The sequence below is a fragment of the Kocuria sp. MNB10 genome, from assembly GCF_054073685.1.
The window spans coordinates 1,377,073-1,399,057 of sequence record NZ_CM133411.1 but is presented as its reverse complement, the minus strand read 5'-3'; the positions used below and the strand labels follow the sequence as shown (position 1 = coordinate 1,399,057).

General features: G+C 67.2%; 21 protein-coding genes. 5 read left to right on the top strand and 16 right to left on the bottom strand.

Going from position 1 to position 21,985, the window contains the following annotated elements; genetic code table 11:
- Positions 1-106: 106 nt before the first annotated feature.
- Positions 107-1,069 carry a hypothetical protein gene (locus ACW9PK_RS06290; protein WP_239320055.1) on the top strand — a complete coding sequence of 321 codons (963 nt, stop codon included), beginning with the start codon at positions 107-109 and terminating at the stop codon, positions 1,067-1,069.
- Between the two features lie 194 nt (positions 1,070-1,263).
- Positions 1,264-1,455, top strand: coding sequence for a CsbD family protein (locus tag ACW9PK_RS06285; protein ID WP_035965533.1), 192 nt, complete (start codon positions 1,264-1,266; stop codon positions 1,453-1,455).
- 199 nt (positions 1,456-1,654) lie between these two features.
- Here the strand turns inward: ACW9PK_RS06285 and ACW9PK_RS06280 are convergent, their stop codons facing one another.
- Entirely contained in the window at positions 1,655-3,013 is a 1,359-nt protein-coding gene (locus tag ACW9PK_RS06280; protein ID WP_206399078.1) for an MFS transporter, read from the bottom strand.
- A gap of 134 nt (positions 3,014-3,147) precedes the next feature.
- On the opposite strand from ACW9PK_RS06280, the gene ACW9PK_RS06275 reads away from it, so the two are divergent.
- Both ACW9PK_RS06275 and ACW9PK_RS06270 read left to right on the top strand, forming a co-directional pair.
- On the top strand, positions 3,148-3,471 hold the full coding sequence (locus tag ACW9PK_RS06275; protein ID WP_064845396.1) for a putative quinol monooxygenase: 324 nt from the start codon (positions 3,148-3,150) through the stop codon (positions 3,469-3,471).
- Positions 3,472-3,501: 30 nt separating this feature from the next.
- Positions 3,502-4,503, top strand: a complete 1,002-nt coding sequence (locus tag ACW9PK_RS06270; protein WP_457017097.1) for an N-acetylglucosamine kinase — start codon at positions 3,502-3,504, stop codon at positions 4,501-4,503.
- 12 nt (positions 4,504-4,515) lie between these two features.
- On the opposite strand, the gene ACW9PK_RS06265 is transcribed toward ACW9PK_RS06270, so the two are convergent.
- From ACW9PK_RS06265 to glyA, 14 genes are all read right to left on the bottom strand, one after another.
- Positions 4,516-5,691, bottom strand: coding sequence for an acyl-CoA dehydrogenase family protein (locus tag ACW9PK_RS06265; protein ID WP_368835642.1), 1,176 nt, complete (start codon positions 5,689-5,691; stop codon positions 4,516-4,518).
- The gene (locus tag ACW9PK_RS06260) at positions 5,688-6,863 is read right to left on the bottom strand and encodes a CaiB/BaiF CoA transferase family protein (protein ID WP_457017094.1); all 1,176 of its coding nucleotides are present in this window, start codon (positions 6,861-6,863) and stop codon (positions 5,688-5,690) included. Before ACW9PK_RS06260 ends, ACW9PK_RS06265 begins: the two co-directional genes overlap by 4 nt.
- A 33-nt stretch (positions 6,864-6,896) precedes the next feature.
- The gene (locus ACW9PK_RS06255) at positions 6,897-7,376 is read right to left on the bottom strand and encodes a zinc-binding metallopeptidase family protein (protein ID WP_260850481.1); all 480 of its coding nucleotides are present in this window, start codon (positions 7,374-7,376) and stop codon (positions 6,897-6,899) included.
- Positions 7,377-7,426: 50 nt separating this feature from the next.
- The gene (locus tag ACW9PK_RS06250) at positions 7,427-8,674 is read right to left on the bottom strand and encodes an MFS transporter (protein ID WP_457017092.1); all 1,248 of its coding nucleotides are present in this window, start codon (positions 8,672-8,674) and stop codon (positions 7,427-7,429) included.
- Positions 8,671-9,312, bottom strand: a complete 642-nt coding sequence (gene thpR, locus ACW9PK_RS06245) for an RNA 2',3'-cyclic phosphodiesterase (RefSeq protein WP_457017090.1) — start codon at positions 9,310-9,312, stop codon at positions 8,671-8,673. Before thpR ends, ACW9PK_RS06250 begins: the two co-directional genes overlap by 4 nt.
- A gap of 9 nt (positions 9,313-9,321) precedes the next feature.
- Positions 9,322-9,834 carry a metallophosphoesterase family protein gene (locus tag ACW9PK_RS06240; RefSeq protein WP_457017088.1) on the bottom strand — a complete coding sequence of 171 codons (513 nt, stop codon included), beginning with the start codon at positions 9,832-9,834 and terminating at the stop codon, positions 9,322-9,324.
- A gap of 16 nt (positions 9,835-9,850) precedes the next feature.
- Positions 9,851-11,227 carry an L-serine ammonia-lyase gene (locus ACW9PK_RS06235; RefSeq protein ID WP_457017086.1) on the bottom strand — a complete coding sequence of 459 codons (1,377 nt, stop codon included), beginning with the start codon at positions 11,225-11,227 and terminating at the stop codon, positions 9,851-9,853.
- A 4-nt stretch (positions 11,228-11,231) separates the two neighbouring features.
- Positions 11,232-12,359 (bottom strand): YkvI family membrane protein, encoded by a 1,128-nt coding sequence (locus tag ACW9PK_RS06230; protein ID WP_342358289.1) that lies wholly within the window; start codon positions 12,357-12,359, stop codon positions 11,232-11,234.
- 216 nt (positions 12,360-12,575) lie between these two features.
- Positions 12,576-13,466, bottom strand: a complete 891-nt coding sequence (gene purU / locus ACW9PK_RS06225; RefSeq protein WP_064845405.1) for a formyltetrahydrofolate deformylase — start codon at positions 13,464-13,466, stop codon at positions 12,576-12,578.
- 79 nt (positions 13,467-13,545) lie between these two features.
- Complete coding sequence (locus tag ACW9PK_RS06220; RefSeq protein WP_457017083.1) at positions 13,546-14,262, bottom strand: sarcosine oxidase subunit gamma; 717 nt, start codon at positions 14,260-14,262, stop codon at positions 13,546-13,548.
- Entirely contained in the window at positions 14,255-17,167 is a 2,913-nt protein-coding gene (locus ACW9PK_RS06215; protein WP_368844265.1) for a sarcosine oxidase subunit alpha family protein, read from the bottom strand. The genes ACW9PK_RS06220 and ACW9PK_RS06215 overlap by 8 nt, the downstream gene beginning before the upstream one ends.
- A complete protein-coding gene (locus ACW9PK_RS06210; RefSeq protein ID WP_085108782.1) occupies positions 17,164-17,460 on the bottom strand; it encodes a sarcosine oxidase subunit delta in 297 nt (98 codons plus the stop codon). The genes ACW9PK_RS06215 and ACW9PK_RS06210 overlap by 4 nt, the downstream gene beginning before the upstream one ends.
- Positions 17,461-17,471: 11 nt before the next feature.
- A complete protein-coding gene (locus ACW9PK_RS06205) occupies positions 17,472-18,689 on the bottom strand; it encodes a sarcosine oxidase subunit beta family protein (RefSeq protein WP_064845408.1) in 1,218 nt (405 codons plus the stop codon).
- Positions 18,689-20,026 carry a serine hydroxymethyltransferase gene (glyA, locus tag ACW9PK_RS06200; protein WP_085108784.1) on the bottom strand — a complete coding sequence of 446 codons (1,338 nt, stop codon included), beginning with the start codon at positions 20,024-20,026 and terminating at the stop codon, positions 18,689-18,691. Before glyA ends, ACW9PK_RS06205 begins: the two co-directional genes overlap by 1 nt.
- A 224-nt stretch (positions 20,027-20,250) precedes the next feature.
- On the opposite strand from glyA, the gene ACW9PK_RS06195 reads away from it, so the two are divergent.
- Positions 20,251-20,904 carry a GntR family transcriptional regulator gene (locus ACW9PK_RS06195; protein ID WP_368844267.1) on the top strand — a complete coding sequence of 218 codons (654 nt, stop codon included), beginning with the start codon at positions 20,251-20,253 and terminating at the stop codon, positions 20,902-20,904.
- A gap of 156 nt (positions 20,905-21,060) precedes the next feature.
- On the opposite strand, the gene ACW9PK_RS06190 is transcribed toward ACW9PK_RS06195, so the two are convergent.
- Positions 21,061-21,309: a cysteine hydrolase family protein gene (locus ACW9PK_RS06190; protein WP_240505790.1), complete on the bottom strand. Its 249-nt coding sequence runs from the start codon at positions 21,307-21,309 to the stop codon at positions 21,061-21,063.
- Positions 21,310-21,985 lie beyond the last annotated feature (676 nt).

The following is a 21,985-nucleotide window of genomic DNA, read 5'->3' as shown; positions in this document are numbered from 1 at the left end:
GCCCCGCCCGCCCCGGGATTCCGGGTGTTCACGCCCGCGAACACGTACCGTGGAACCAGCACACTCGACTCCCCCGCGCTCCCCCTACCGATCGAGGTCACGCACCATGCGCTCCGTCGCCCCCGCCGCCCTTTCCGCCCTCTGCGCCATGCTGCTGCTCACCGGTTGCGGTTCCGGCGGCGACGCGGGGGGCGACGACGCCGCGAACGGTACCGCAGCGACGTCGTCCACCGCGACCGAACAGCCCAGCGCGACACCCACGCCCACCCAGCCGCCAGAGCTGATCGGCGGGGGCACCACCCTGTTCCCCGAGCGCCGGTTCGTGGCGCTCTACGGACACCCGGGCACCCCGGGGCTGGGCGCGCTGGGTGAGCAGGGGCCGGAGGAATCCGCCGAGCGGGCGATCGAGCTGGCCAAGCAGTACGAGCCCTACAGCCAGGAGAAAGTGATCCCGGCGTTCGAGATCATCGCGACCACCGCCTCCTCCGACCCGGGACCGGACGGCGACTTCTCCAGCGAGGCTCCCGTGGAGCGCCTCATGCCGTACATCGAGGCCGCGCAGAAGCACGGGATCTACGTGGTCCTGGACCTGCAGCCCGGCCGCTCGGACTTCCTGTCCCAGGCCAAGCGGTACGAGGAACTGCTCAAGCGGCCCAACGTGGGCCTGGCCCTGGACCCCGAGTGGCGGCTGGGGCCCGGGCAGTACCCGCTGCAGCAGATCGGGTCCGTGAGCGCTCAGGAGATCAACGAGACCACGCAGTGGCTCGCCCGGCTCACGACCGAGAACGGCCTGCCCCAGAAGACCCTGATCCTGCACCAGTTCTCCATGCCCATGATCCAGAACCGTGAGGCCATCACGACGGACCACCCCGAGCTCGCGTTCCTCCTGCATGCGGACGGACACGGCACCCCGGATCTGAAGATGTCCACGTGGGACGCTCTGCAGCACGAGCTGCCCCGGGGGATCCGCATGGCGTGGAAGAACTTCTACGACGAGGACACCCCCACGTTCACCCCCAAGCAGACCTTCGAGCTGACGCCCAAGCCGTGGTTCGTGTCCTACCAGTGAGCCGCTCGGGCTGGCGGAGTCTTTTGGTTCGGCAGACACCGCGGTTCCGGTGAGTCGCCCGGGCCGGAAGGCCCGCCACTCCCGAGCTTTCGAAGCGGGTGCTCCCAGGAAATTGTTCCGCGCCATGTCTTCCCCCGGCCGGGATGTCGGGTCTAGATTATGAGGACCTGTTCGCTCCACGGAAGGAAGTGCCTATGGGACTCGGTGACAAGATCAGTAATGCTGCGGAGAAGGCTTCCGGTTCCGCCAAGGAAAAGCTTGGTGACGCCACGGACAACGCAGATCTGCAAGCTGAGGGTGCCGGGGAGAAAGCTTCCGGTGGCGCCAAGCAGTCCGTGGAGAACATCAAAGACGCCGGCAAGAATCTGAAGGACGGGCTGGGCTGAGATCCGCACCCGCCACCTTTCGACCGGAGGGCCCTCGTCGTGAACACGACGGGGGCCTTTCGTCTGCCCGCCCCACCGCCGGCAACGGCGCCTGTCGTGCACTCCGCCCCACCACCCCTGCATTAGTGGAGCAAAAGCAGCTTCGGGGCACCGAATCCTGCTTCTACTCAGATAAAGCAGGGGCTGCAGTGGGTCCGGATCACCGCACCGCGAACCGCTTGCGCGCGATCAGCAGGCACACCAGGGATAGGGCCGCCACCACCGCGTAGTAGATGCTCGGTGAGGTCAGAGAGCCGGTGGAGCTCACGAGCCACGCGAGCACGAGGGGTGCGAATCCCCCGAACACCGTGACGCCCAGGTTGTAGGCCACGGACATCCCCGTGGTGCGGATCTGCGTGGGGAACATGTCGGTGAGCAGCGCGGGCATGGGGCCGAAGTACAGGGCCATGATCACGCCCAGCACCGCTTGCACCACGGTTAGGGTAGCCACGGTCGGGACCGCGACCAACCACAGGAACAGCGGGTACACCACCACGATGCCCACCGCGGAGGCCACGAGCATGACCCGGGCAGGTCCCACGCGGTCCGCGAGGTGCCCCACGAACGGGGAGCCCACCAGGGTCACCGCGCCGGCCACCACACCGCCCAAGTACGCGGCCCACGAGGGCAGGTCAAAGTTCTGGATCGAGTACGTGGGCATGAACAGGATCGTGTACACGGACATGGACGCCAGGCCCACCACACCTGCGGCCGTGAGCCACCGGCCGGCGGAGTGGACGATGGTCTGCGCGAGGGGACCGCGCCCGAGGGACGGGCGGGGCGGCGTCGTTGTACCCGTGCTCTCCGAGGGCGACGACGCCGCTCGCGCACGCTCGTCCTGCAACGCCCGGAAGTCCGGGGTCTCGTCCATGCGCAAGCGGATGTAGAGACCCACGGGGCCGATGAGCAGGCCGAAGAGGTAAGGGATGCGCCAGCCCCACGAGTACAGCGCGTCGTGGCTCAGCAGGGTGTGCAGCGCGAACCCGAAACCGGAGGCCATCAGGATCGCAAGGCCTTGGGTCGCCACTTGCCACGACCCGTAGAAGGCGCGCTTGTCGGGGGCGTTCTCGATCAGGAACGCGGTGGCCGTGCCGAACTCGCCACCGGCGGAGAAGCCCTGGATCAGGCGGGCGAGCAGGATGAGCAGCGCTGCCGCGGGGCCGATGACCGCCGCCGTGGGGGCGAGCAGCATGATGAGCGTGCCGAGCATCATCAGGGCAATCGTGATGGTCAGGGCCGGGCGGCGACCGTGGCGGTCCGCGTAGGAGCCCAGCACCAGGGCACCGAGCGGGCGGATCAGGTACGACAGCGCGAACGTACCGAACGTCAGCAGGGTGCCCGTGACCTGTCCGATCGAATCCGACTCGAAGAACAGCGCGGAAATCACGACCGCGAGGGACGAGTAGACGATGATGTCGAACCACTCGAGCGCGTTACCGATCGAGGACGCGACCACGGCGCGGCGAGCGGTGACACGCTGCTCGTGCGTGACGGGCAGATGGGTAGGTGCGCTACTCATGTCTGCACACTAGCCCACGGTTCGCTCCTCCCGCGGCCGCCGTGACGCCGCATGACGGCGAGCCGCCGACTTATACTGGGGCACGGCATGGAACCGGCACGGGACGTGTCACACCCCAGGACAGGAGCAGTGCAATGATCTTCATCGTGGTCAAGTTCGAGGTCAAGGACGAGTACGCCGAGCGCTGGCCCGAGATCGTCGCGGACTTCACTGCCGCGACCCGCCAGGAGCCGGGCAACAAGTGGTTCGACTGGTCCCGCAGCCTGGACAACCCCAACGAGTACGTGCTCGTGGAGGCCTTCGAGGACGACGCCGCCGAGGCCCACGTGAAGTCCGAGCACTTCACCGCCATGACCGAGAAGTTCCCGCCGTACCTCGTCCGCACCCCGCGCATCATCTCCCGCCAGATCGACGGTGACGGCTGGGATGAGATGGGTGAAGTCACCGTCGAGGGCTGAGGCATTGATGACCGGGGAACCCGTGAACCCGTGAACCGGTTCCTCGTGGGCCTGGACATCGGCGGATCCCACACCCGCGGCGTACTGTTCCGCGGGGACTCCCCGGTGCGCGAAGCTCGTTCCGGCAGTGCGAACGTGCAGAACGTCAGCCGGGAGCGGGCCGCCCAGTCACTGCGGGAGATCTTCGCCCGCTTGGAACCGCCACCCGGCACCACGGTTCTCGCCGGCGCCGGCGGTGTGGACACCCCGCACGACGCCGCTGCACTGACGCAGCTCATTCGCTCCGTGGCTGAGGCCGCAGCGGGCGCTGGCCCGGCGCCGGACATTTTTTCGGCGGCGGACGGTCACCCTGCACCGGACGCCTACCCGGCGTCGGAGACGCCCGTGATCGCGGTGCATGACACCCGCCTGATCCTCGCCGCGGGCGGACACACCGAGGGCATCGCGGTGATCGCGGGAACCGGTTCCGTGGCGTGGGGTGTGAACGCTTCCGGCCATGGGACCCGCGCCGGGGGCTGGGGCTACCTGCTCGGCGACGAGGGCAGCGGGTACTGGCTCGGCCGGGAAGCGGTGCGCCATGTGCTGCGGGACGCGCAGCACCGGGGAGCGAGCGACGTGACCCCCGCAGAGGACGACCGGTTCGCTCGGGCCGTGTTGGGACACGCCGGTGTCGACACGCCCACCGAGCTGATCGCGGCGTTCCACGACCGCCCCGACCGCACCCACTGGGCCGGTCTGGCCCGCACGGTGATCGAGCTGGCCCCGCACGACGACGCCGCTCGCGAGTTGGTCTCGGCGGCCGCCGCGCACCTCGCGGAGCTGAGCATCACCGTGGCCAGGAACCTGGGCGAGCCCCTCCCCGTAGTGATGGGAGGCGGGCTCGCAACCACCTCGGTGGGCGTGGAGCTCAGGGAACGCCTGGGCGATCATGGACTGCGGGTCACACTGTTGGACCGGGAACCCGTGCTGGGAGCGCCCCTGCTCGCCCGCGCCACGGGGCTGTGGGACGGGCGAGCGGGTCGGGCGGGCTGAACACCCACGGGATCAGCGGAAGGCCGCCTCCCCGGTGAGCTGCTGGCCCAGGATGAGGGCGTGCACCTCATCCGTGCCCTCGTATGTGCGCACGGATTCCAGGTTGTTGGCGTGGCGCAGCGGGGAGTAGTCGAGGGTGACGCCGTTGCCGCCCAGGATCGTGCGGGCCTCGCGGGCAATCTTGATGGCCTCGCGGCAGTTGTTGAGCTTGCCCACCGAGATCTGGTGGTGCTGCAGTGTGCCGGCGTCCTTGAGGCGGCCGATCTGCAGTGCGAGCAGGAAGCCCTTGTCGATCTCGAGGGCCATGTCCGCGAACTTCTGCTGCGTGAGCTGGTACCCGGCCAGCGGGCGATCGAATTGCATGCGCTCCTGGGAGTACTTCAGGGCCACCTCGAACGAGTCGCGGGCGGCGCCCATGGCACCCCAGATGATCCCGTACCGGGCTTCGTTGAGGCACGAGAACGGGCCGCGCAGCCCCTTGGCCTCGGGTAGCAGAGCGGATGCGGGAAGTCGCACGTCCGTGAGTTCGATCTCGCACTGGATCGAGGCCCGCATGGACAGCTTGGGCTGGATGGGCGTGGCCTTGAAGCCCGGGGTGTCGGTGGGCACCACGAAACCGCGTATGCCCTCGTCCGTCTGGGCCCAGATGACGGCCACCTTGGCCACGGTCGCCAGGCCGATCCACCGCTTGGCGCCGGAGATGACCCAGTCCTCGCCGTCGCGGCGCGCGAACGTCTTCATGGAACCGGGGTCGGAACCCGCGGTGGGCTCGGTGAGCCCGAAGCACCCGATGGCCTCACCGGCGGCCATGCGCGGGAGCCACTCCTGTTTCTGCTCCTCGGAGCCCCACTTGTAGATGGCGCTCATGGCCAGGGAGCCCTGCACGGACACGAACGTGCGCAGACCGGAATCCCCGGCTTCCAGCTCGGCGCCGGCCAGGCCGTATTCCACGGCGGAACGGCCCGCGCAGCCGTATCCCTTCAGGTGCATACCCAGCAGGCCCAGCTTGGCCATCTCCGGGACGATCTCCAGGGGGAAGACCGCTTTCTCGTACCACTCGGCGATGTTGGGGCGGATGGTGGTGTCCACGAACTCCCGCACGGTGGATCGCAGAGCGATCTCTTCCTCGTTCAGCAGGGAGTCGAAGCCCACCAGGTCCATGACGTTGACGGTGTTCTGTTGGCTCATGTTCTCACTGTACGGTGACGGGGTTCACGGAGCCACGCCACAATCGTTTCCGTGTCCTGCCCGAGCTGCGGCGGGGCGACCGTGGGGGATTCCAGGGGTGGGGTCCAGCGGGCCGGATGACGGAACTGCCGTCCCACGGTCCTGCCCTCCCGATCCTGGACGTCCACGGTGGGTTCCAGTCCGAGGTCCTCGGCCAGCGTGACGCCCTCGCCGATCCCGGCGACCTTGCCCGCAGGCACCCCTTCCTCGGTCAGCGCTTCCTGCCACTCGCGGGCGGTCCGGGCGGACAGCGCCTCCTCCAGAAGCGGCACGAGGTCGTCGCGGTGGGCCACGCGCGCCGAGTTCGTGGCGAACCGTTCGTCGTCCGCGACGTCGGGGATGCCCAGCACTGCCGTGAACCTGCGGAACTGTCCGTCGTTGCCCACGGTCACCGCGAGGGGCGCGTCCGCGCAGTGCAACAACTGGTAGGGGACGATGGACGGGTGGGCATTGCCCATGCGCTCGGGGACCTTACCGGCACCCAGGTATGCCTGGCCCTGGTTGACGAGGGCACCCTGCAGACTCGAGAGCAGACTGACGTCGATGTGCGCGCCGCGGCCCGTGCGGCGTCGCGCTTCGAGGGCCGCGAGCGCACCGATCGTGGCGTCCTTGGCGGTCAGGACGTCCACCAGGGCCACGCCCACCTTGGTGGGCTCGCCGTCCGCGGCGCCCGTGATGCTCATGAGCCCACCCACGGCCTGGACCAGGAAGTCGTAACCGGCCAGGTGGGCGCCCTCGGCGGTGCCGAAACCGGACACGGACACGTAGACCACGCCGGGGTTCTCGCGCGAGATCTCCTCGTAGCCCAGGCCAAGCTTGGCCATCCCGCCGGGCTTGAAGTTCTCCACGACCACGTCCGCGCGCAGGGCGAGTTCGCGCGCGAGTTCCCGCCCGTCCTCGTCCCGCAGGTCCAGGCACACGGATTCCTTGTTGCGGTTCACGGACTCGAAGTACGTGGCACCGGTCTCGGAATAGGGCGGACCCCACGCGCGCGTGTCGTCACCGGTGCCCGGGCGCTCGACCTTGATCACGCGGGCACCGAGGTCCGCGAGCGTCATGGTGCACAGCGGCCCCGCGAGCACGCGCGAGAAATCGGCCACGAGCACACCGTCCAGGGGCAGCGCTTCGGTCACGGGGTCCTCCTCAGATCGACGATGTCCTCCACTCTAGGTGCGCCGCCGCGGCCGCGGCTCGACGACGTCGCTACGCTTCCGGGTCGCCGCCCGCCGCACGTCTACGGGCGACGACGCTCGGCCGGGCGCGCTACCCGTCCAGTTCACCACGCACAGGTTGTACGTCAGTTCCGTCTCCCCGGACGGCGCCGCTCGGTACAGCTCCGCGCACACGGTCGCCCCGGCAAGCACACCGTAGGCGCCGTCGAACCGGACGGCCCTGGGCTGGGAGTCCAGATGCGAGCCGACCATCACGTACGGGGCGCCCGGACACAGCTCGAAGAGGCCGAACTCGTTACCGATCGCGTCGTAGTACACCGTGGCACCGCGCGCGATCAACCACCCGACGAACCACTGCCGATTGAGCCCGTCCGCGGTGGTCGCCGCTTGGCACTCCACTCCCCCGGACTCGAGCCCGGCGTTGCGGGACATCCGCCGGAAATCCCGCGGGAGCGCCTGATGCAGTGCGGACATGAACCCTCCTGAGCCATGAACCAGTTGCGGCCACGGTAGGCACGGTCACATCACGAACGGTCCGCGCGGCGGTCCCCCCACGCCTTCTCCGCACCGCTGGCCAAGAGCACCCCGCAGCACATCCACACCGCGGCGGCCGGGCCCAGGGGTGCCGCGAAGACACCCGCAACCAGGGGGAGGATCACCTGCCCCAGGCGATTACCCGTCAACCGGACCGCCAGGGCGGAGCCGCGCCAGTTGCCCGGGACGGACGTGGTGATCATGGTCATGGTGAGTGGCTGACCCAAACCCAACAGGAATCCACCCACGGCCAGGAAGAACGCCGCGGCCCAGAAGTTCCCCAGCACAAGCGGTGGGATGACCAGCGTGATGCCGGCCCCGAACAAACATGTCAGCAGCAGACCCCGCCGCGAGAACCGCTGGGACAACCACGGCAGGAGCAACCGGGAGGCAATGGACGCGAAACCCCGGACGCCGAGCAACAGACCCACGACCGCGGGAGCTACACCGGCCTCCTCCCCGATGACCGGCAGGAACGCGGTGAGGATGTCGAGCATCGCGAGCAGGGACAGTGCGGCGAGCATGTGGGACGCCACCCGGGGCACCCTGAGCACCCGCGCGATGGTGGGTTTGTCGGCTGATTCGGAACGCGCCGCAGTACCAGAGGCCGCGCGGGACGGGGCGGCGTCCCCCGCGGGTGTCCCGGCGCGCAGGAGCAACAGCGGAACGGCCGCGAGCGAGATCGCGGCGCCGATCCACAGTGCCTGGTTCACGTCCGCGAGGCGCTCTGGGGAGGTCGCGGACGAGCTGTGCCCCACGAGCCAACCGCCCAGGGCGGGGCCGATCATCTGCCCCGCGGAGAACGCTGCGGTGAACCACCCGAACCCCTTGTCCAGGTCCCGGTCCGCGGCGTAACGGGCGATCGCCGTCTGACCCCCGATCGTGAAGCTCAGGTGTCCCATGCCCAGCACGGCGCTCGCGGCCACGACCGCCCACACCGTGGGTGACAGCGCCAGCAGCGCCCCACCGGCGACCAGCAGAAACACCCCGGAAAGGGTCAGCACGCGCAATTGCCGGGTGCGGTCCGAGTACCGCCCGAGCCACACCGCGGTGAGCAGCGGGACCAGGGCGTACGCGGCCGTGGTCAACCCGATCGTGATCGAGTCCGCGTGCAGCGCGAGCAGTTTGTAGGACGTGACCGGTCGCAACAGGTTCACGGTGGCCTGGGTCAACACCCCGCACGCCACGAGCAGCCACAACCACGCGCCGGCGCGTGCCCCACGAACCGAATCAGTCACCGGCAGCCTTCCTCAGGCATACGCCCAGGGGCGTCCGAGGCGACGCGCTCCGACAGCCGGAATCGTTGCACGGTGCGGTGCAGGGCGCCACCGCTGCGGCCCTCGCCGAGCTCAGAGGACACCAGGGAGAGCTCGCTGACGGTCCACGCGGGCCCCTCGTACACGGACAGCGCGTGCACTACGTGCGCGAGCTCGGGCCCGGGGCGCGCCACGGTGCGTGAGCTGCGGCGTCGTTCGCGAGCCTTGCGCGTGCGCTCGGCACGGGACATGCGCGCGACCGTGAGATGGGCGCGCTGTCTTGCGCGCTCCTCGGGGTCCAGCGAGCACGCGTGCATGAGCTCCACGAGCGCGTCCGAGGCACCACCCACGCCCATCCACAGGGTTGTGCCGGAGAAGGATCCCGCGCCTCGCAAACACACGGTGAGCGGTGCGTGGTCCCGGGCGACGTCGCTCAGCAGCTCCCCGAGCTCCGGCACCGCAGCCTCGGGTCGCTCGCCGTAGAACGCAAGGGTGACGTGCCACTGCTCGGGGTCGCCCCAGCGCAGTGCGGTGCCGGTGAATTCACGGACCTCACGCAATGCACCGACCAGGTGCTCACGTGCGGCCCGGGTGGGGTGAACAGCCGCGAACAGCCTCATGCGCCCACCCTAGACGGTGCGCGGCGGTAACCGGATCAGCTCCACGCTCGTGAGGGCACCCGCGTCAGCGACCGCGCGCATGTACGTGCAGTGTGGTTGGCGCCGTCGGTCGGTGGGGCTGCCGGGGTTGAGCAGGCGCATCCCGGAGGGCGCCACGGTGTCCCACGGGATGTGGCTATGGCCGAAGACCAGGACGTCGGTGTCCGGGAACGCCCGGTCCATACGCCGCTCCCGTCCGCTTGAGGCGCCGGTCTCGTGCGTCATGGCGAACCGCACCCCCTCGAGCTCCCAGTATGCGGTTTCAGGCATGCGTTTGCGTAACTCGGGGCCGTCGTTGTTGCCCCACACCGCGATCAGCTTCCGGGAGCGCTGCTCGAGGGCCTCGAACGTGGCCAGGTCCACCCAGTCACCGGCGTGGAGCACCACGTCCGCGGCGTCGACCTCGCGCCACACCTGGTCCGGGAGGGCCTTGGCCCGCTTGGGCAGGTGGGTGTCCGCGAGGAGGAGGATCGAGGTGCTCACGCCCCCATTGTGCCCGTCAGCATTCGATCACATTGACCGCGAGGCCGCCGCGCGAGGTCTCCTTGTACTTGATCTTCATGTCCGCGCCGGTCTCCCGCATGGTCTTGACCACTTGATCCAGGGAGACCTTGTGGGTCCCGTCCCCCTGCATGGACAGCCGGGCGGAGTTGATGGCCTTGACGCTCGCGATCGCATTGCGCTCGATGCACGGAATCTGCACGAGCCCGCCCACAGGGTCGCACGTGAGCCCCAGGTTGTGCTCGATCCCCATTTCCGCCGCACACTCCACCTGCCGCGGGCTCCCGCCCAGCACCGCACACAGGCCGGCGGCCGCCATGGAACACGCCGATCCAACCTCGCCCTGGCAACCCACCTCGGCGCCGGAGATCGAGGCGTTCTCCTTGATCACGATCCCGATCGCCGCGGCGGTGAGCAGGAAGTCCACGATCTTGTCATCGCACGCGTCCGCCATGAACCGCGTGTAGAAGTGCAGCACCGCCGGGATGATCCCCGCCGCGCCGTTCGTGGGGGCCGTGACGATCCGCCCGCCGGACGCATTCTCCTCGTTGACCGCGAGCGCGTACAGGTTGACCCAGTCCATGCCGTAGAAGGGATCGTTGCCGGGTTCCTTGGTGAGCAGCCGCTTGCGCATCTCCGGCGCACGACGGCGCACCTTCAGTCCCCCGGGCAGGGTCTTCTCCTCGCGCGTGCACCCGTTCTCCACACATTCCTGCATCACGGACCAGATGTGCAGCAGCTGCTCCCGGGTCTGTTCCGCGGGCCGCCACGACAGCTCGTTCGCGGCCATGATCTGGGCGATGCTCAGACCCTCGGTCTCGCAGATGGCCAGCAATTCATCACCCGTGCTGAACGGGTAGGCCACGGGGGTGCTGTCCGCGACCACCTTGTCCGCACCGCTCGCGGACTCGTCCACCACGAAACCACCGCCCACGGAGTAGAAGATCCGTTCGCGGATGGCCTCGCCGGCGGCGTCGTAGGCGGTGAAGCTCATCCCGTTGGGGTGGGTGGGCAGGGACTTCCTGCGGTGCATGATCACGTCACGGGAACGGTCGAAGGCCACGGGGTGTGTGCCCCCGAGCAGCAGTTGCCCTTTCTCCCCCGCGAGCGCGACCTTCTGGTCCGCGAGGTCCGTGTCCACGGTCTCGGGATCCTCGCCCATGAGCCCCAGCACCACGGCCTTGTCCGATCCGTGGCCCCACCCGGTGGCCCCCAAGGAGCCGAAGAGCTGGGAATGGACCCGGGTCACGGACTCCAGCAGGGCGTCGGCGGCGAGCCCGGCCACGAAGAGCCGTGCGGCCCGCATGGGCCCCACCGTGTGGGAGGACGACGGTCCGATACCCACCGAGAACAAATCCAGAGCACTGAGTGCCACGATCTCACCTCCGGTTTTCTGGTAGCAATGATTCCTGAAAATTATCAATATTGGCTCCGGCGTCATGGGCCCACCCAGACCGCCTGGGCATGAGACGACGACATGTTTTCACAATCATCAGAACTAGCAAGAAAATTCCCACGTAGCCATTGATGACATAAACGACGTTGACCATCCGTGAAAACGGGAGCAGAAGACCCACGACGGCACCGACCGCCGCCAGCGCTATCGCGAGGTATTTGAAATTTCGAGTGCTGTCCGTGAAGAACCTCGATGAAACCGTCCACAATAAAGGAACGGCCGTGGTGTAAATACCGGCGACAATCATCACCGAAATAGCGGCGGCCAGTACCGGGCTGAAGTCCCTGGCAAGCACCAACATCGGGATCTCAGTCCCGTTGACCCGTGCGATGTTGGCGAGCAGCCCCAACCCGACCACCACACACGCCGCCGAGAACGCCGCACCGCCGACTAGGCCACCGGACACTGCTTCCCTACGACTGCGAGCAGTTTTCCCGAGTGCCGTGAGGAAAGCAGCCAACCACAACATGCAGAACCCCACGTACGACAACCCGGACATGAACCAGTTAGTCGATGCTCGGGTAAGTTCGAGGTCGGCCACCATGGCGTTTCCCGCCGCGATGTTCCCGGGTTCACGAATGAAGGATAGAACCCCCAGCAGCACCGCCACAACTACGATGACGGGGCCGATCTTGCCGATCACATCGACAAGGTTCTTCAACCCGAACCAGACCGTTGCGCTCACCACGATGGCCAAACTCGCACCGCCCAGGTACTTGGGCAATCCGAAGTGCTCCTCGAACACTGCCCCCGCACCGGAGACCATCACCGTGAAGCTGAGGAACACGAAAAGTATTGAGAAGTAGTCGAAGAACGTGCCCAGGTGCTTCCCCGTGTAGTACCGGAAGATCATCGAGGGGTGTTCGAATTTCTTCATATGACCCACGAAGAGGAATTCAGCGGCCACGTAGGTTATTAGGATCAACACCACGGCACCCGTACCGACGATTCCCTGGAATCCGTAGGACGCGAAGTACTGCAGTATTTCTTGGCCCGTTGCGAAGCCGGATCCGATGAGGAAGGCGATGATCGCTCCCGCGTAGGTGAGCACTCGCAAGACACTCGTTCGCTCGGCCGTATCCAGACGGGTTCCCGTTCTCGTTGGCATTGCCATAATGACTCCCTTTTACCGGCTGCGATTGGCGTCCCCGTCTTCCCGCGGAGACTCCACCGCCCACCTGACTTGTCTCATTAACCACCTGGCGGGGTTCCGTACCGGGCCGTGCGATCAAACTGCTGCGGTGGGCGGCCTGGATGCCGACATCGGCTACCGCAACACCACCGTGCGGTTCCCGGTGAGGATCACACGGCCTTCGCAGTGCCACCGAACGGCGTTGGACAACGCCTTGCATTCCGAGTCCCGCCCAACGGCCACCAGGTCTTCCGGGCCGTGAGTGTGATCGACCTCCAGAACCTGCTGAGCAATGATGGGGCCTTCATCCAGTTCGTCACTCACGTAGTGTGCGGTGGCTCCCACGGTCTTCACCCCACGTTCGTACGCCTGGTGGTACGGCTTGGCGCCCTTGAAACTGGGGAGGAACGAGTGGTGAATGTTGATGACCCGCCCCCGCATGCGTTCCACCAGGGACTCACTCAGCACCTGCATGTACCGGGCGAGCACCACCAGATCCACCGTGTATTGGTCCACCAAATCCAGGAGTCGTGTCTCCGCCTCCGGCTTGTTCTCCTTGGTCACAGGCACGTGATGGAAGTCGATGCCGTGCCACTCCACCAGCGCTTGGTGATCCAGATGGTTGGATACCACCGCCACGATCTCAATGGGAAGTTCCCCCACTCGGGCACGGAACAGCAGGTCATTGAGGCAGTGACCGTACTTAGAGACCATCACCAGCACGCGGCGCTTCTGCTCGTGAGGTCGCAGCTCCCAGTTCATGTGAAACCGTTGCGCCACCGGCTCCAAGTCCGCCCGCAGCGCTTGCTCATCCAGTGCCTCATCCCTGGATGACACCACGTGGACGCGCATGAAGAACCGTTCCTGACGGCGATCGTCGAACTGCTTCAGTTCCGCAATGGTGCACCCGTGCTCAAGCAGCACGCCGGTGACCGCGTGCACGATGCCCACGTCCTCCGGGCAGTCGAGGGTCAGAACCAGTTCGGTGGTGTCAGCGCCGGTGCGCGCCCGTTGTACGTCCGTCACGAGGCAACTCCTTGTTCGATCTTTCACGACTGTGGTGGCTCCGCCCGCGAGCTGATGGTGACCGTCACGGGCGGAACCCTCAGGCGATTTGTTCCCCGGAGTACTCCACCATCGCGTCCAGGAGCCACCGGACCGTGTAATCGGCGAAAGATGCCCTGGGCATGATCCGGTAGGTGAGGTCCTCCGTCTGCCACAAGACAACGGGTACCGGCCCCAGCAAAGTGGAAACCGCCCGACCGGGGGTGAAGCTGCGCGGGTGCAGATCCACGTGGCAGCCCTTCTCCAGGACGTCGCGCGCCGAGGGCCCGGACAGCTCCAACGTGGTGCGGTTGGCGGACAGGTCCACGGCCTGCCCGGCCGGGCCACCCTCGGCGAAGACCGCCGCGAGCTTCTGCGCGAGCGGGTGGGTGGCCAGGGTGGGCAGGGCGCCCGGCTCGCGCTCGGAGCGGGTGTCCAGTCCGGGCACGGGGGCGACCTCGTCCCCTGTGACGGCCAAGAACTCGTCCGGGCCCAGCCACACCACGGCTACCTCCGAGGTGTCCCCCGTGACCTCACCGCATGCGGCGGGGAGCCCCACGCCGAGCACCTCGGTGACCGCCTCCGCGGCGGGGGTCCCCGGCGTCACCCTGATCCCGACCATGGTCAGGAAGGGCACCTCCCGCAGACTCACCCCGCGCTCGCCGGACACGCTCGCGCTCTTCATCTCCCCGGCCAGGTGCTCGACCGGGCTGCGGCGCAAGTGCGCCACGTGCTCCGCCGTGCGCTCGGCCCTGTTCATCATGGTTTGCTCAGCCATCTCGACGCTTTCCTTCCGGGTCGTACACGACAGGTTCGGCCACCAGCACGTCCACCAGCTGCCCGTCCAGGGGTGCCTGCAGGGTCTCACCGATGCGGTTGCGGCCGTCCTTGATCAGGGCCAGCCCGAAGGTCCGGCCCAGCGCGGCACTGTTGTAACTTGAGGTCACATGCCCCTCCATGGGCACAGGTCCCTCCTGAGGAGTGATCGGTGTGCCCTGTTTGACCAATTGGGTGCCTTCCGGCAAGCGATAGTCGGTGTCCACGGGCAGCACGGCGACCAGTTCCTTGCGCACCTCGCTCTCCAGTCCCTTGCGGAAGTACGAGCGGTTGCCGATGAAGTCCTTACGCTTGGACACCACCCAATCCATCCCCAGATCCTGGGGGGTGACGGTACCGTCCGTGTCCTGGCCCACGATGGGGAAAGCCTTCTCGGCACGCAGCACGTGCATGGTCTCGGTGCCGTAGGGCGTGATGCCGTATTCCTGACCGGCCTGCCACACGTCCTCAAAGATCGCCGCTCCCCACCATGTGGGGACGTTGATCTCGAACGCGAGCTCCCCCGAGAACGAGATCCGGCAGATGCGGGCGGGGATCCCGCTGGCAAGGGAGACCTCTCGGTAGGCCATGAACGGGAACGCGTCGTTGGACACGTTCAACTCCGGGACGAGCTTGGCGACCACGTCCCGGGAACGGGGCCCGGCCACGGCCACGGTGGTCCACTGCTCGGTCGCGGAGGTGCACACCACGTCCAACTCCGGCCACTCGGTCTGCAGCCATTCCTCGAGCCAGTCCAGCACGTTGGCGGCCCCACCGGTGGTGGTGGTCATGAAGTACCGGTCCTCGTCCAGCCGCAGCGTCACGCCGTCGTCGAAGACCATGCCGTCCGGCTTGCACATCACGCCGTAGCGGCCCATACCGGGCTTCAGTTTCTTGAACGCGTTGGTGTAGACGCGGTTGAGGAACTCCCCCGCGTCCTTGCCGCGGATCTCGATCTTGCCCAGGGTGGTGGCGTCCATGAACCCCACGGAGTTGCGCACTGCCGCGCACTCGCGCAGCACCGCGGTGTCCATATCTTCCCCGTCCTGGGGGTAGTACCACGGCCGCTTCCACTGCCCCACGTCCTCGAACTTCGCCCCGTGCGCCAGGTGCCACCCGTGGGGCGCGGACAACCGGGCCGGGTCGAACATCTGCCCGCGCTGGGTGCCCGCGAGCGCCGCGAAGGCCACCGGGGTGTAGGGAGCACGGAAGGCAGTCACGCCGATCTCGTCCGGTGAGCTGCCGCCCAGCGCGGTGGCGATCACGCCCATGGTGTTCACGCTGGAGGTCTTGCCCTGATCGTTGGCCGTGGAGATCGAGGTATAGCGCTTGACGTGCTCCACCGAGCGCATCCCGGCACCCAGCGAGCGCATCACATCCTTGACGGCCTGGTCGCGTTGGAAGTCCACGAAGTGCTCGTCCCACGTGCCGGGCTCGCCCTCGGCGCCGGGGACCAACCACAGCGGGCGCACGAGTCCCGGGGCCTCCGGGTCGGTCGTGGCGGCACGCGCCGTGGCGCTGAAGCCCGCCGCGCGGGCGGCGTTCGCCCCGGCTTGGGCACCCTCGACCAGGCACCCAGCCAGGTCCAGGGTACCCGCGGTTCCGCCGGCCACGTGCTGGCCCGCCATCGCGGCCTCGGGCACGAACGCGGCGATCGTCTCGTTCCAGCGCAGCGGGCCGCGGCGCTGGTTGTGCAGGTGGATCACGGGGTTCCAGCCACCGGACACCGCCAGCAGGTCCGCCTCGAGGGTCTCGGGCTCACCGGCGAGTTCGCCCGCGTCGTCGAGCGCGCTGACGACGACGCCGCTCACGCGCCCGTCCGCGTCGGCGGTGGTGTCGATTACGGCCGAGCCGTAGCGCACCGACAGGCCGCCGGCCTCGGCGATCTCGGCGGAGACCGCGGAGGCCTGAGGGCGGGCGTCCACGATCCCGGCGACCGTGATGCCTCGCTCCATGAGATCCGCCACGAGCCGGTAGGCGGAGTCGTTGTTGGTGGCCACCACCACGGTGGAGCCGGCGGCGGCGCCGTAGCGGTTGAGGTAGCTGCGCACCGCGGAGGCCAGCATGATCCCGGGTCGGTCGTTGTTGCGGAAGACCACGGGGCGTTCGTGAGTGCCCTGAGCGAGCACCACCTGCCGGGCGCGCACGTGCCACACTCGCTCGCGGGACACACCCTTGGGCACCTCCCCCGTGAGGTGGTCGGTGCGGCGCTGGACGGCCACCACGTAATTGCTGTCGTAGCTGCCGATGGCGGTGGTGCGGGTGAGCACCGTGACCTCCTCGGCCGCCTCCAGCTCGGCGCTCACGCGCTCGACCCATTCGAGGGCCGGGACACCGTCGATGCGCTCGCCGTTGCCGGACAGCAGGGCCCCGCCCGGGCGCGGCTGGTCATCCATGAGGATCACGCGCGCCCCGGAGGCCGCGGCGTCCCGGGCGGCGGACAGCCCCGCCGGGCCCGCGCCGATGACAAGCACGTCCGTGTGGACGTACTTGCGGTCGTAGTAGGCGCGGTCGGTCTCGGGGTCCAACTGTCCGTGGCCTCCGAGGTAGACGGCGTCCATCCCGGGCGTCAGTTCGGTGACCGTGGCCTGCAGCATGGACTCGGCCACGTCCTGCTGGTGACGGGGGGAGACCTTGATCAAGGCGTTGGGCTCCTCCACGCCGGCCGAGTACAGCCCGCGGGGGCGGCGCCGGTACATGGACGGGGCGCAGTCGATCTTGCCGTTGGCCACCAGCGCGGAGGCCACGGTGTCCCCGCGGTAGCCCGTGTACGGGACGCCCTCGAAGGTGAAGTCCACCGCGGTGGAACGGTCGATGCCGTGCCCGGCGGCTCGCTCGGCCGTCAGGCGATGGGTCTGCTCGCTCACAGGGCACCTCCAACATTTCCCAGGTTTGGCCGGGGGTCGCTCATCTTGTACTCGGTCTTGAACTCGTAGGTCACCGTGTCACGCACGGCGTTGAACCAACGGCGGCAGCCGGCGGCGTGGGACCAGCGCTCGGACAGCAGCCCCCGCGGATTGGCGCGGTAGAACAGGTAGCGGGCCCACTGGTGGTCGTCCAGCTCGAACGGGTCCCGGGGGTAGGGCACGTGGGCCTCTCCCCCGTAATGGAATTCGGTCTCGTCCCGTGGACCGCACCACGGGCAATTGATCTGCAGCATGTTCGCTCCCTCTAGTGCGCCACGGCAGCAGCGCCGTGCTCGTCGATCAGCATGCCCGTCTCGAAACGTTCGAGGCTGAAGGGCTCGTTGAGCGGGTGTGGTTCATCGTGGGCAATGGTGTGCGCGAGCGTGAAGCCCGCCCCCGGGGTTCCCTTGAAACCGCCGGTGCCCCAGCCGCAGTTGACGTAGAGCTGATCCACGGGTGTCTTGGACACAATCGGGGAAGCATCCAGCGTGACGTCCACCACGCCGCCCCACGTGCGCAGCACGTGGGCCCGGGCGAAGATGGGGAACAGCTCCACCGCAGCGGCCATCTGCTCCTCGATCACGTGGAACGAACCGCGCTGCCCGTAGCCGTTGTAGGCGTCAATGCCGGCGCCCATGACCAGCTCGCCCTTGTGCGCTTGGGAGACGTACACGTGGACGTGGTTGGACATCACCACGGTGGGGTGGACCATCTCGTGCAACTCAGAGACGAGAGCCTGCAGCGGGTGGGACTGGATGGGCAGCTCGAAGCCCGCCAGCTCGGCCAGCACCGAGGAGTTACCCGCCCCGCACAGCGCAACCTTGCCGGCATTGATCCGGCCCCGGCTGGTCTCCACGGCAATTACCCGCCCGGCTTCCTTCACGAATCCGGTGACCTCGCAGTTCTGGATGATGTCCACGCCCATCTCGTCCGCCTTACGGGCGAAGGCCCAGGCCACGTGGTCGTGCTTGGCGATACCCGCGCGCGGCTGGTAGGTGGCTCCCATGATCGGGTACCGGATGTCGTCACCGATGTTGATGATGGGGCACAGTTCCTTGACCTGCTGGGGGTCGATCCACTCCGCGTCCACGCCGTTGAGCTTGTTCGCATTCACGCGCCGTGTGCTTTCACGTACGTCCTGCAGCGTGTGGGCCAGGTTCAGCACCCCGCGCTGGGAGAACAGGAAGTCGTACTCGAGTTCGTCCGGCAGCTGCTCCCACAATTTCAAGGAGTGCTCGTACATCCCCGAGGACTCGTCCCACAGGTAGTTGGAGCGGATGATGGTGGTGTTGCGGGCCATGTTGCCGCCGCCCAGCCAACCCTTCTCCAGCACCGCCACATTGGTGATGCCGTGGTGCTTGGCCAGGTAGTAGGCGGTAGCCAGCCCGTGCCCGCCACCGCCGACGATCACCACGTCGTAGGAGGGTTTGGGATCCGGGTTGCGCCACAGAAAATCCGGGTGGTCCGGCAAGAGATCAGCCATCAGGACACTCCGTTCATCGCCGCTTCGGCGTAGTCATGGGTGGATTCGGCGTCAGCGTTGCTCGCCGAGAGTTCGGGGTAGAGCGGGAAGGCGGCGGCCAGGGCGTTCACGCGCTCGCGTAGGCCGTCGAGGGCGGCGGCGTCGTCGGCGGCCGTCAGCAAGGTCCGGGCAATGATGTCGGCCACCTCTCGGAACTCGTCGGGGCCGAATCCTCGGGTGGCCAACGCGGGGGTGCCGATCCGCAACCCCGAGGAGACCATGGGCGGGCGCGGGTCGAAAGGCACCGCGTTACGGTTGACCGTGATGTCCACTCGGTGCAGCAGGTCCTCGCCCTGCTTGCCGTCCAGCTGGGCGTTGCGCAGATCCACAAGCACCAGGTGCACGTCCGTGCCGCCGTTGACCAGCCCGATCCCCTGCTCCGCCACGTCATCGTGCAGCAGTCGCTCGGCCAGGATTTTGGCGCCCTCGAGGGTGCGGCGCTGCCGGTCCTTGAACTCTTCACCGGCGGCGTACTTGAAGGCCACGGCCTTCGCCGCGATCACGTGCTCGAGCGGGCCGCCCTGCTGGCCGGGGAACACCGCGGAGTTCATCTTCTTGGCCAGCTCCTGCTTGCACAGGATCACCCCACCGCGTGGGCCGCCCAGGGTCTTGTGCGTGGTGGTGGTCACCACGTCCGCGTGGGGCACGGGATTGGGGTGCAGGCCGGCGGCCACCAGACCGGCGAAGTGGGCCATGTCCACCATGAGATAGGCGCCTACTTTGTCCGCGATTCGCCGGAACCGCTCGAAGTCCAGCTGGCGGGTGTAGGCGGACCAGCCGGCCACGATCAGCTTGGGCCGGTGCTCCAGGGCGAGGCGCTCGACCTCGGCCATGTCGATCTCCAGGTCCTCTTCCGACACGCCGTAGGCCACCACGTTGTAGAGCTTGCCGGAAAAATTCAGTTTCATGCCGTGGGTCAGGTGACCACCGTGAGCCAGGTTCAACCCCAGAATCGTGTCCCCTGGGTCCAACAGCGCGAACATCGCCGCGGCGTTGGCCTGCGCACCGGAGTGGGGCTGCACGTTGGCGTGTTCGGCCCCGAAGAGGTCCTTGACCCGGTCGATGGCCAGTTGCTCGATCACGTCCACGTGTTCGCAGCCGCCGTAGTACCGGCGGCCGGGGTAACCCTCCGCGTACTTGTTGGTCAGCACCGACCCCTGCGCCTGCATCACCGCGACGGGAGCGAAGTTCTCGGACGCAATCATTTCCAGGGTTCCTTGCTGGCGTCGCAGCTCGGCCTCGATGGCCTCAGCCACTTCCGGGTCGCCCTGGGCGAGATGAGTGTTCAGATCGACCATCCTCGGCCTCCTCAGGTGTTAGTCCGCGTCTGATACGTAATTGATATATCAGGGTGTGATCCAGGTTACTGTTGCAGGCGCACGCCGTCAATGAACTTCTGACAACTGGTGACCCCGGCGTTATCAGGACCCACCCTGGGTCCGGACACTGCCGCCCGGCAGCCCGTCGGTCGGTCGACACGGGGCCCGGTTAGAATCTGAGCGGAACCGAGAGGAGTGGGTGGATGAAAGAGACTAAATCCAGCGGATCACTGGCCACCCGGGCGTTCGAACTCCTCCAGGACAAGCTCGTCTTCTTGGAGATCGCCCCCGGTGAACCATTGAACGAGACGCGGCTGGGACTTGAGCTCGAGGTGGGACGCACTCCACTGCGTGAGGCGCTGAAAAGGTTGGAGACCGAGCGATTGGTGGCCACTTTCCCTCGTCGCGGCACGTTCGCCACCCCTGTGGACATCACCGTGCTCTCCGAAATCTCCGAGGTCCGAGAAGTGCTTGAGCCCCTCGCTGTGCGGTTGGCGGCCAAGCGGCTGGACCACCGATCACGCGGTGAGCTCAAGGACCTCAAGGACCAGCTCGATACGGCCACCCCGGGAGGTTCCTCGGATCCGCAGGACGCGTTGCGCTGGGACAGCACGATCCACCGCGCTCTCTACTGCGCGGCTGGCAATGCTCATCTGGAGGCCACGCTGAACCGGTACGGGAACCTGGCTACCCGAATCTGGTGCTTGGCCGCCACCCGGAATCCCACTCCCGTGGAACACATCGCGACCCATTCACAACTGCTGGATGCCGTTCTCAACGGCCGCGGTGAAGACGCTGCGGAGATCATGCGTGAGCACGTGGGGGAGTTCGAACAACACATGCGCGAGGTGCTCTGACACCCCACGGGATCAGCGGACGGTATCGGCAATGGTTCGGCGTAGCGGGATCTTTGCCGCTTGCCCTATGTCAGATACACATGTCCCCAGCCCGGTCCGACGACAGTCGGACCGGGCTGGGGACCTTGGGCAGCGGGCTCTACAGCGCGATGCGCCTCAAGCCGGATTCGCAGGAGCCAGCACCTCGGACTGGGGACCCGAGAGGTTCTTCGGAACCGTGTCCTCGAACCGTGGGAGACCGTTCAGGTAATCCACCACCGAATCCGTGGACTCCACGTCACCGAACTTGTTGTCAATGTCGTAGAGGTTCCACTGCGCGACGCCGGGGACACGATCGCCGATGGTCTCCCTGGGGATGATCGGGCGGAATCCCTTCCCGATCGCATCCTCGACGGTGTGACACACACCCGGCCGCAGTCGCACCGGTCACAATCAGAGTGTCTATGCGGTTGGAGGTCAGGAAGAGCTCAAGGCTCGTTCCCGGGAACGCAGAAGCGCAGTTCTTATCAAACCAACAACCACCTGGCCCCCGCGACCTATCTCACAATGACCGCCGCGGGGGCGCTTATCGCGACATGGCTGCTGCCCGAAACCCGGCACCAGGTCATGGACGACACCCAGCCCCACCAAATCGTCCCGTCCGCCACCGATATCGCCGCGGCTCCATTCGGCGAGAAAGTGGATGCCCGTCCCGCAGGGACCGAATTCCCACCCCCCTTGGCGCCCCGCCCCTCGCGAGGTCCGCGGCTGTGGGGTCTTCGCCGAGAAGCAATGCCCTTCTGCTTCCCGGCCAACCTCCCGGGGCGGCAGGCTGGCCGCAGTCGTTGAGTCGAAACGTCCTTAAAGTTGCATAGATTGCAACGAAGTTGTTCCGTCGCGACGTTCTAGTGAGGTTTGCCCCCTCCCGCCGGGTTTGTAAGAATCAGGGCCCAGCGCCCTGGAAGAGGTCTTCCGAGGGGTGTTCCGGAGCGAACGACCGCGAAATTTTGCCCTCCAAGCCTTGACTCGACATGTGATGTAGCTTACTTTTAAGCAACTAGCTTGCACTCACTGCAACGTAGTTGTCTGCTTAGCGAGTTTT

Excerpts from the sequence above, each read along its gene's own strand:
- ACW9PK_RS06290 (WP_239320055.1), top strand. The coding sequence starts at position 107 with ATGCGCTCCGTCGCCCCCGCCGCCCTTTCCGCCCTCTGCGCCATGCTG.
- ACW9PK_RS06195 (WP_368844267.1), top strand. The coding sequence starts at position 20,251 with ATGAAAGAGACTAAATCCAGCGGATCACTGGCCACCCGGGCGTTCGAA.
- glyA (WP_085108784.1), bottom strand. The coding sequence starts at position 20,026 with ATGGTCGATCTGAACACTCATCTCGCCCAGGGCGACCCGGAAGTGGCT.
- ACW9PK_RS06220 (WP_457017083.1), bottom strand. The coding sequence starts at position 14,262 with ATGGCTGAGCAAACCATGATGAACAGGGCCGAGCGCACGGCGGAGCAC.
- ACW9PK_RS06280 (WP_206399078.1), bottom strand. The coding sequence starts at position 3,013 with ATGAGTAGCGCACCTACCCATCTGCCCGTCACGCACGAGCAGCGTGTC.
- ACW9PK_RS06205 (WP_064845408.1), bottom strand. The coding sequence starts at position 18,689 with ATGGCTGATCTCTTGCCGGACCACCCGGATTTTCTGTGGCGCAACCCG.
- ACW9PK_RS06255 (WP_260850481.1), bottom strand. The coding sequence starts at position 7,376 with ATGTCCGCACTGCATCAGGCGCTCCCGCGGGATTTCCGGCGGATGTCC.
- ACW9PK_RS06275 (WP_064845396.1), top strand. The coding sequence starts at position 3,148 with ATGATCTTCATCGTGGTCAAGTTCGAGGTCAAGGACGAGTACGCCGAG.
- ACW9PK_RS06285 (WP_035965533.1), top strand. The coding sequence starts at position 1,264 with ATGGGACTCGGTGACAAGATCAGTAATGCTGCGGAGAAGGCTTCCGGT.
- thpR (WP_457017090.1), bottom strand. The coding sequence starts at position 9,312 with ATGAGGCTGTTCGCGGCTGTTCACCCCACCCGGGCCGCACGTGAGCAC.
- ACW9PK_RS06210 (WP_085108782.1), bottom strand. The coding sequence starts at position 17,460 with ATGCTGCAGATCAATTGCCCGTGGTGCGGTCCACGGGACGAGACCGAA.
- ACW9PK_RS06265 (WP_368835642.1), bottom strand. The coding sequence starts at position 5,691 with ATGAGCCAACAGAACACCGTCAACGTCATGGACCTGGTGGGCTTCGAC.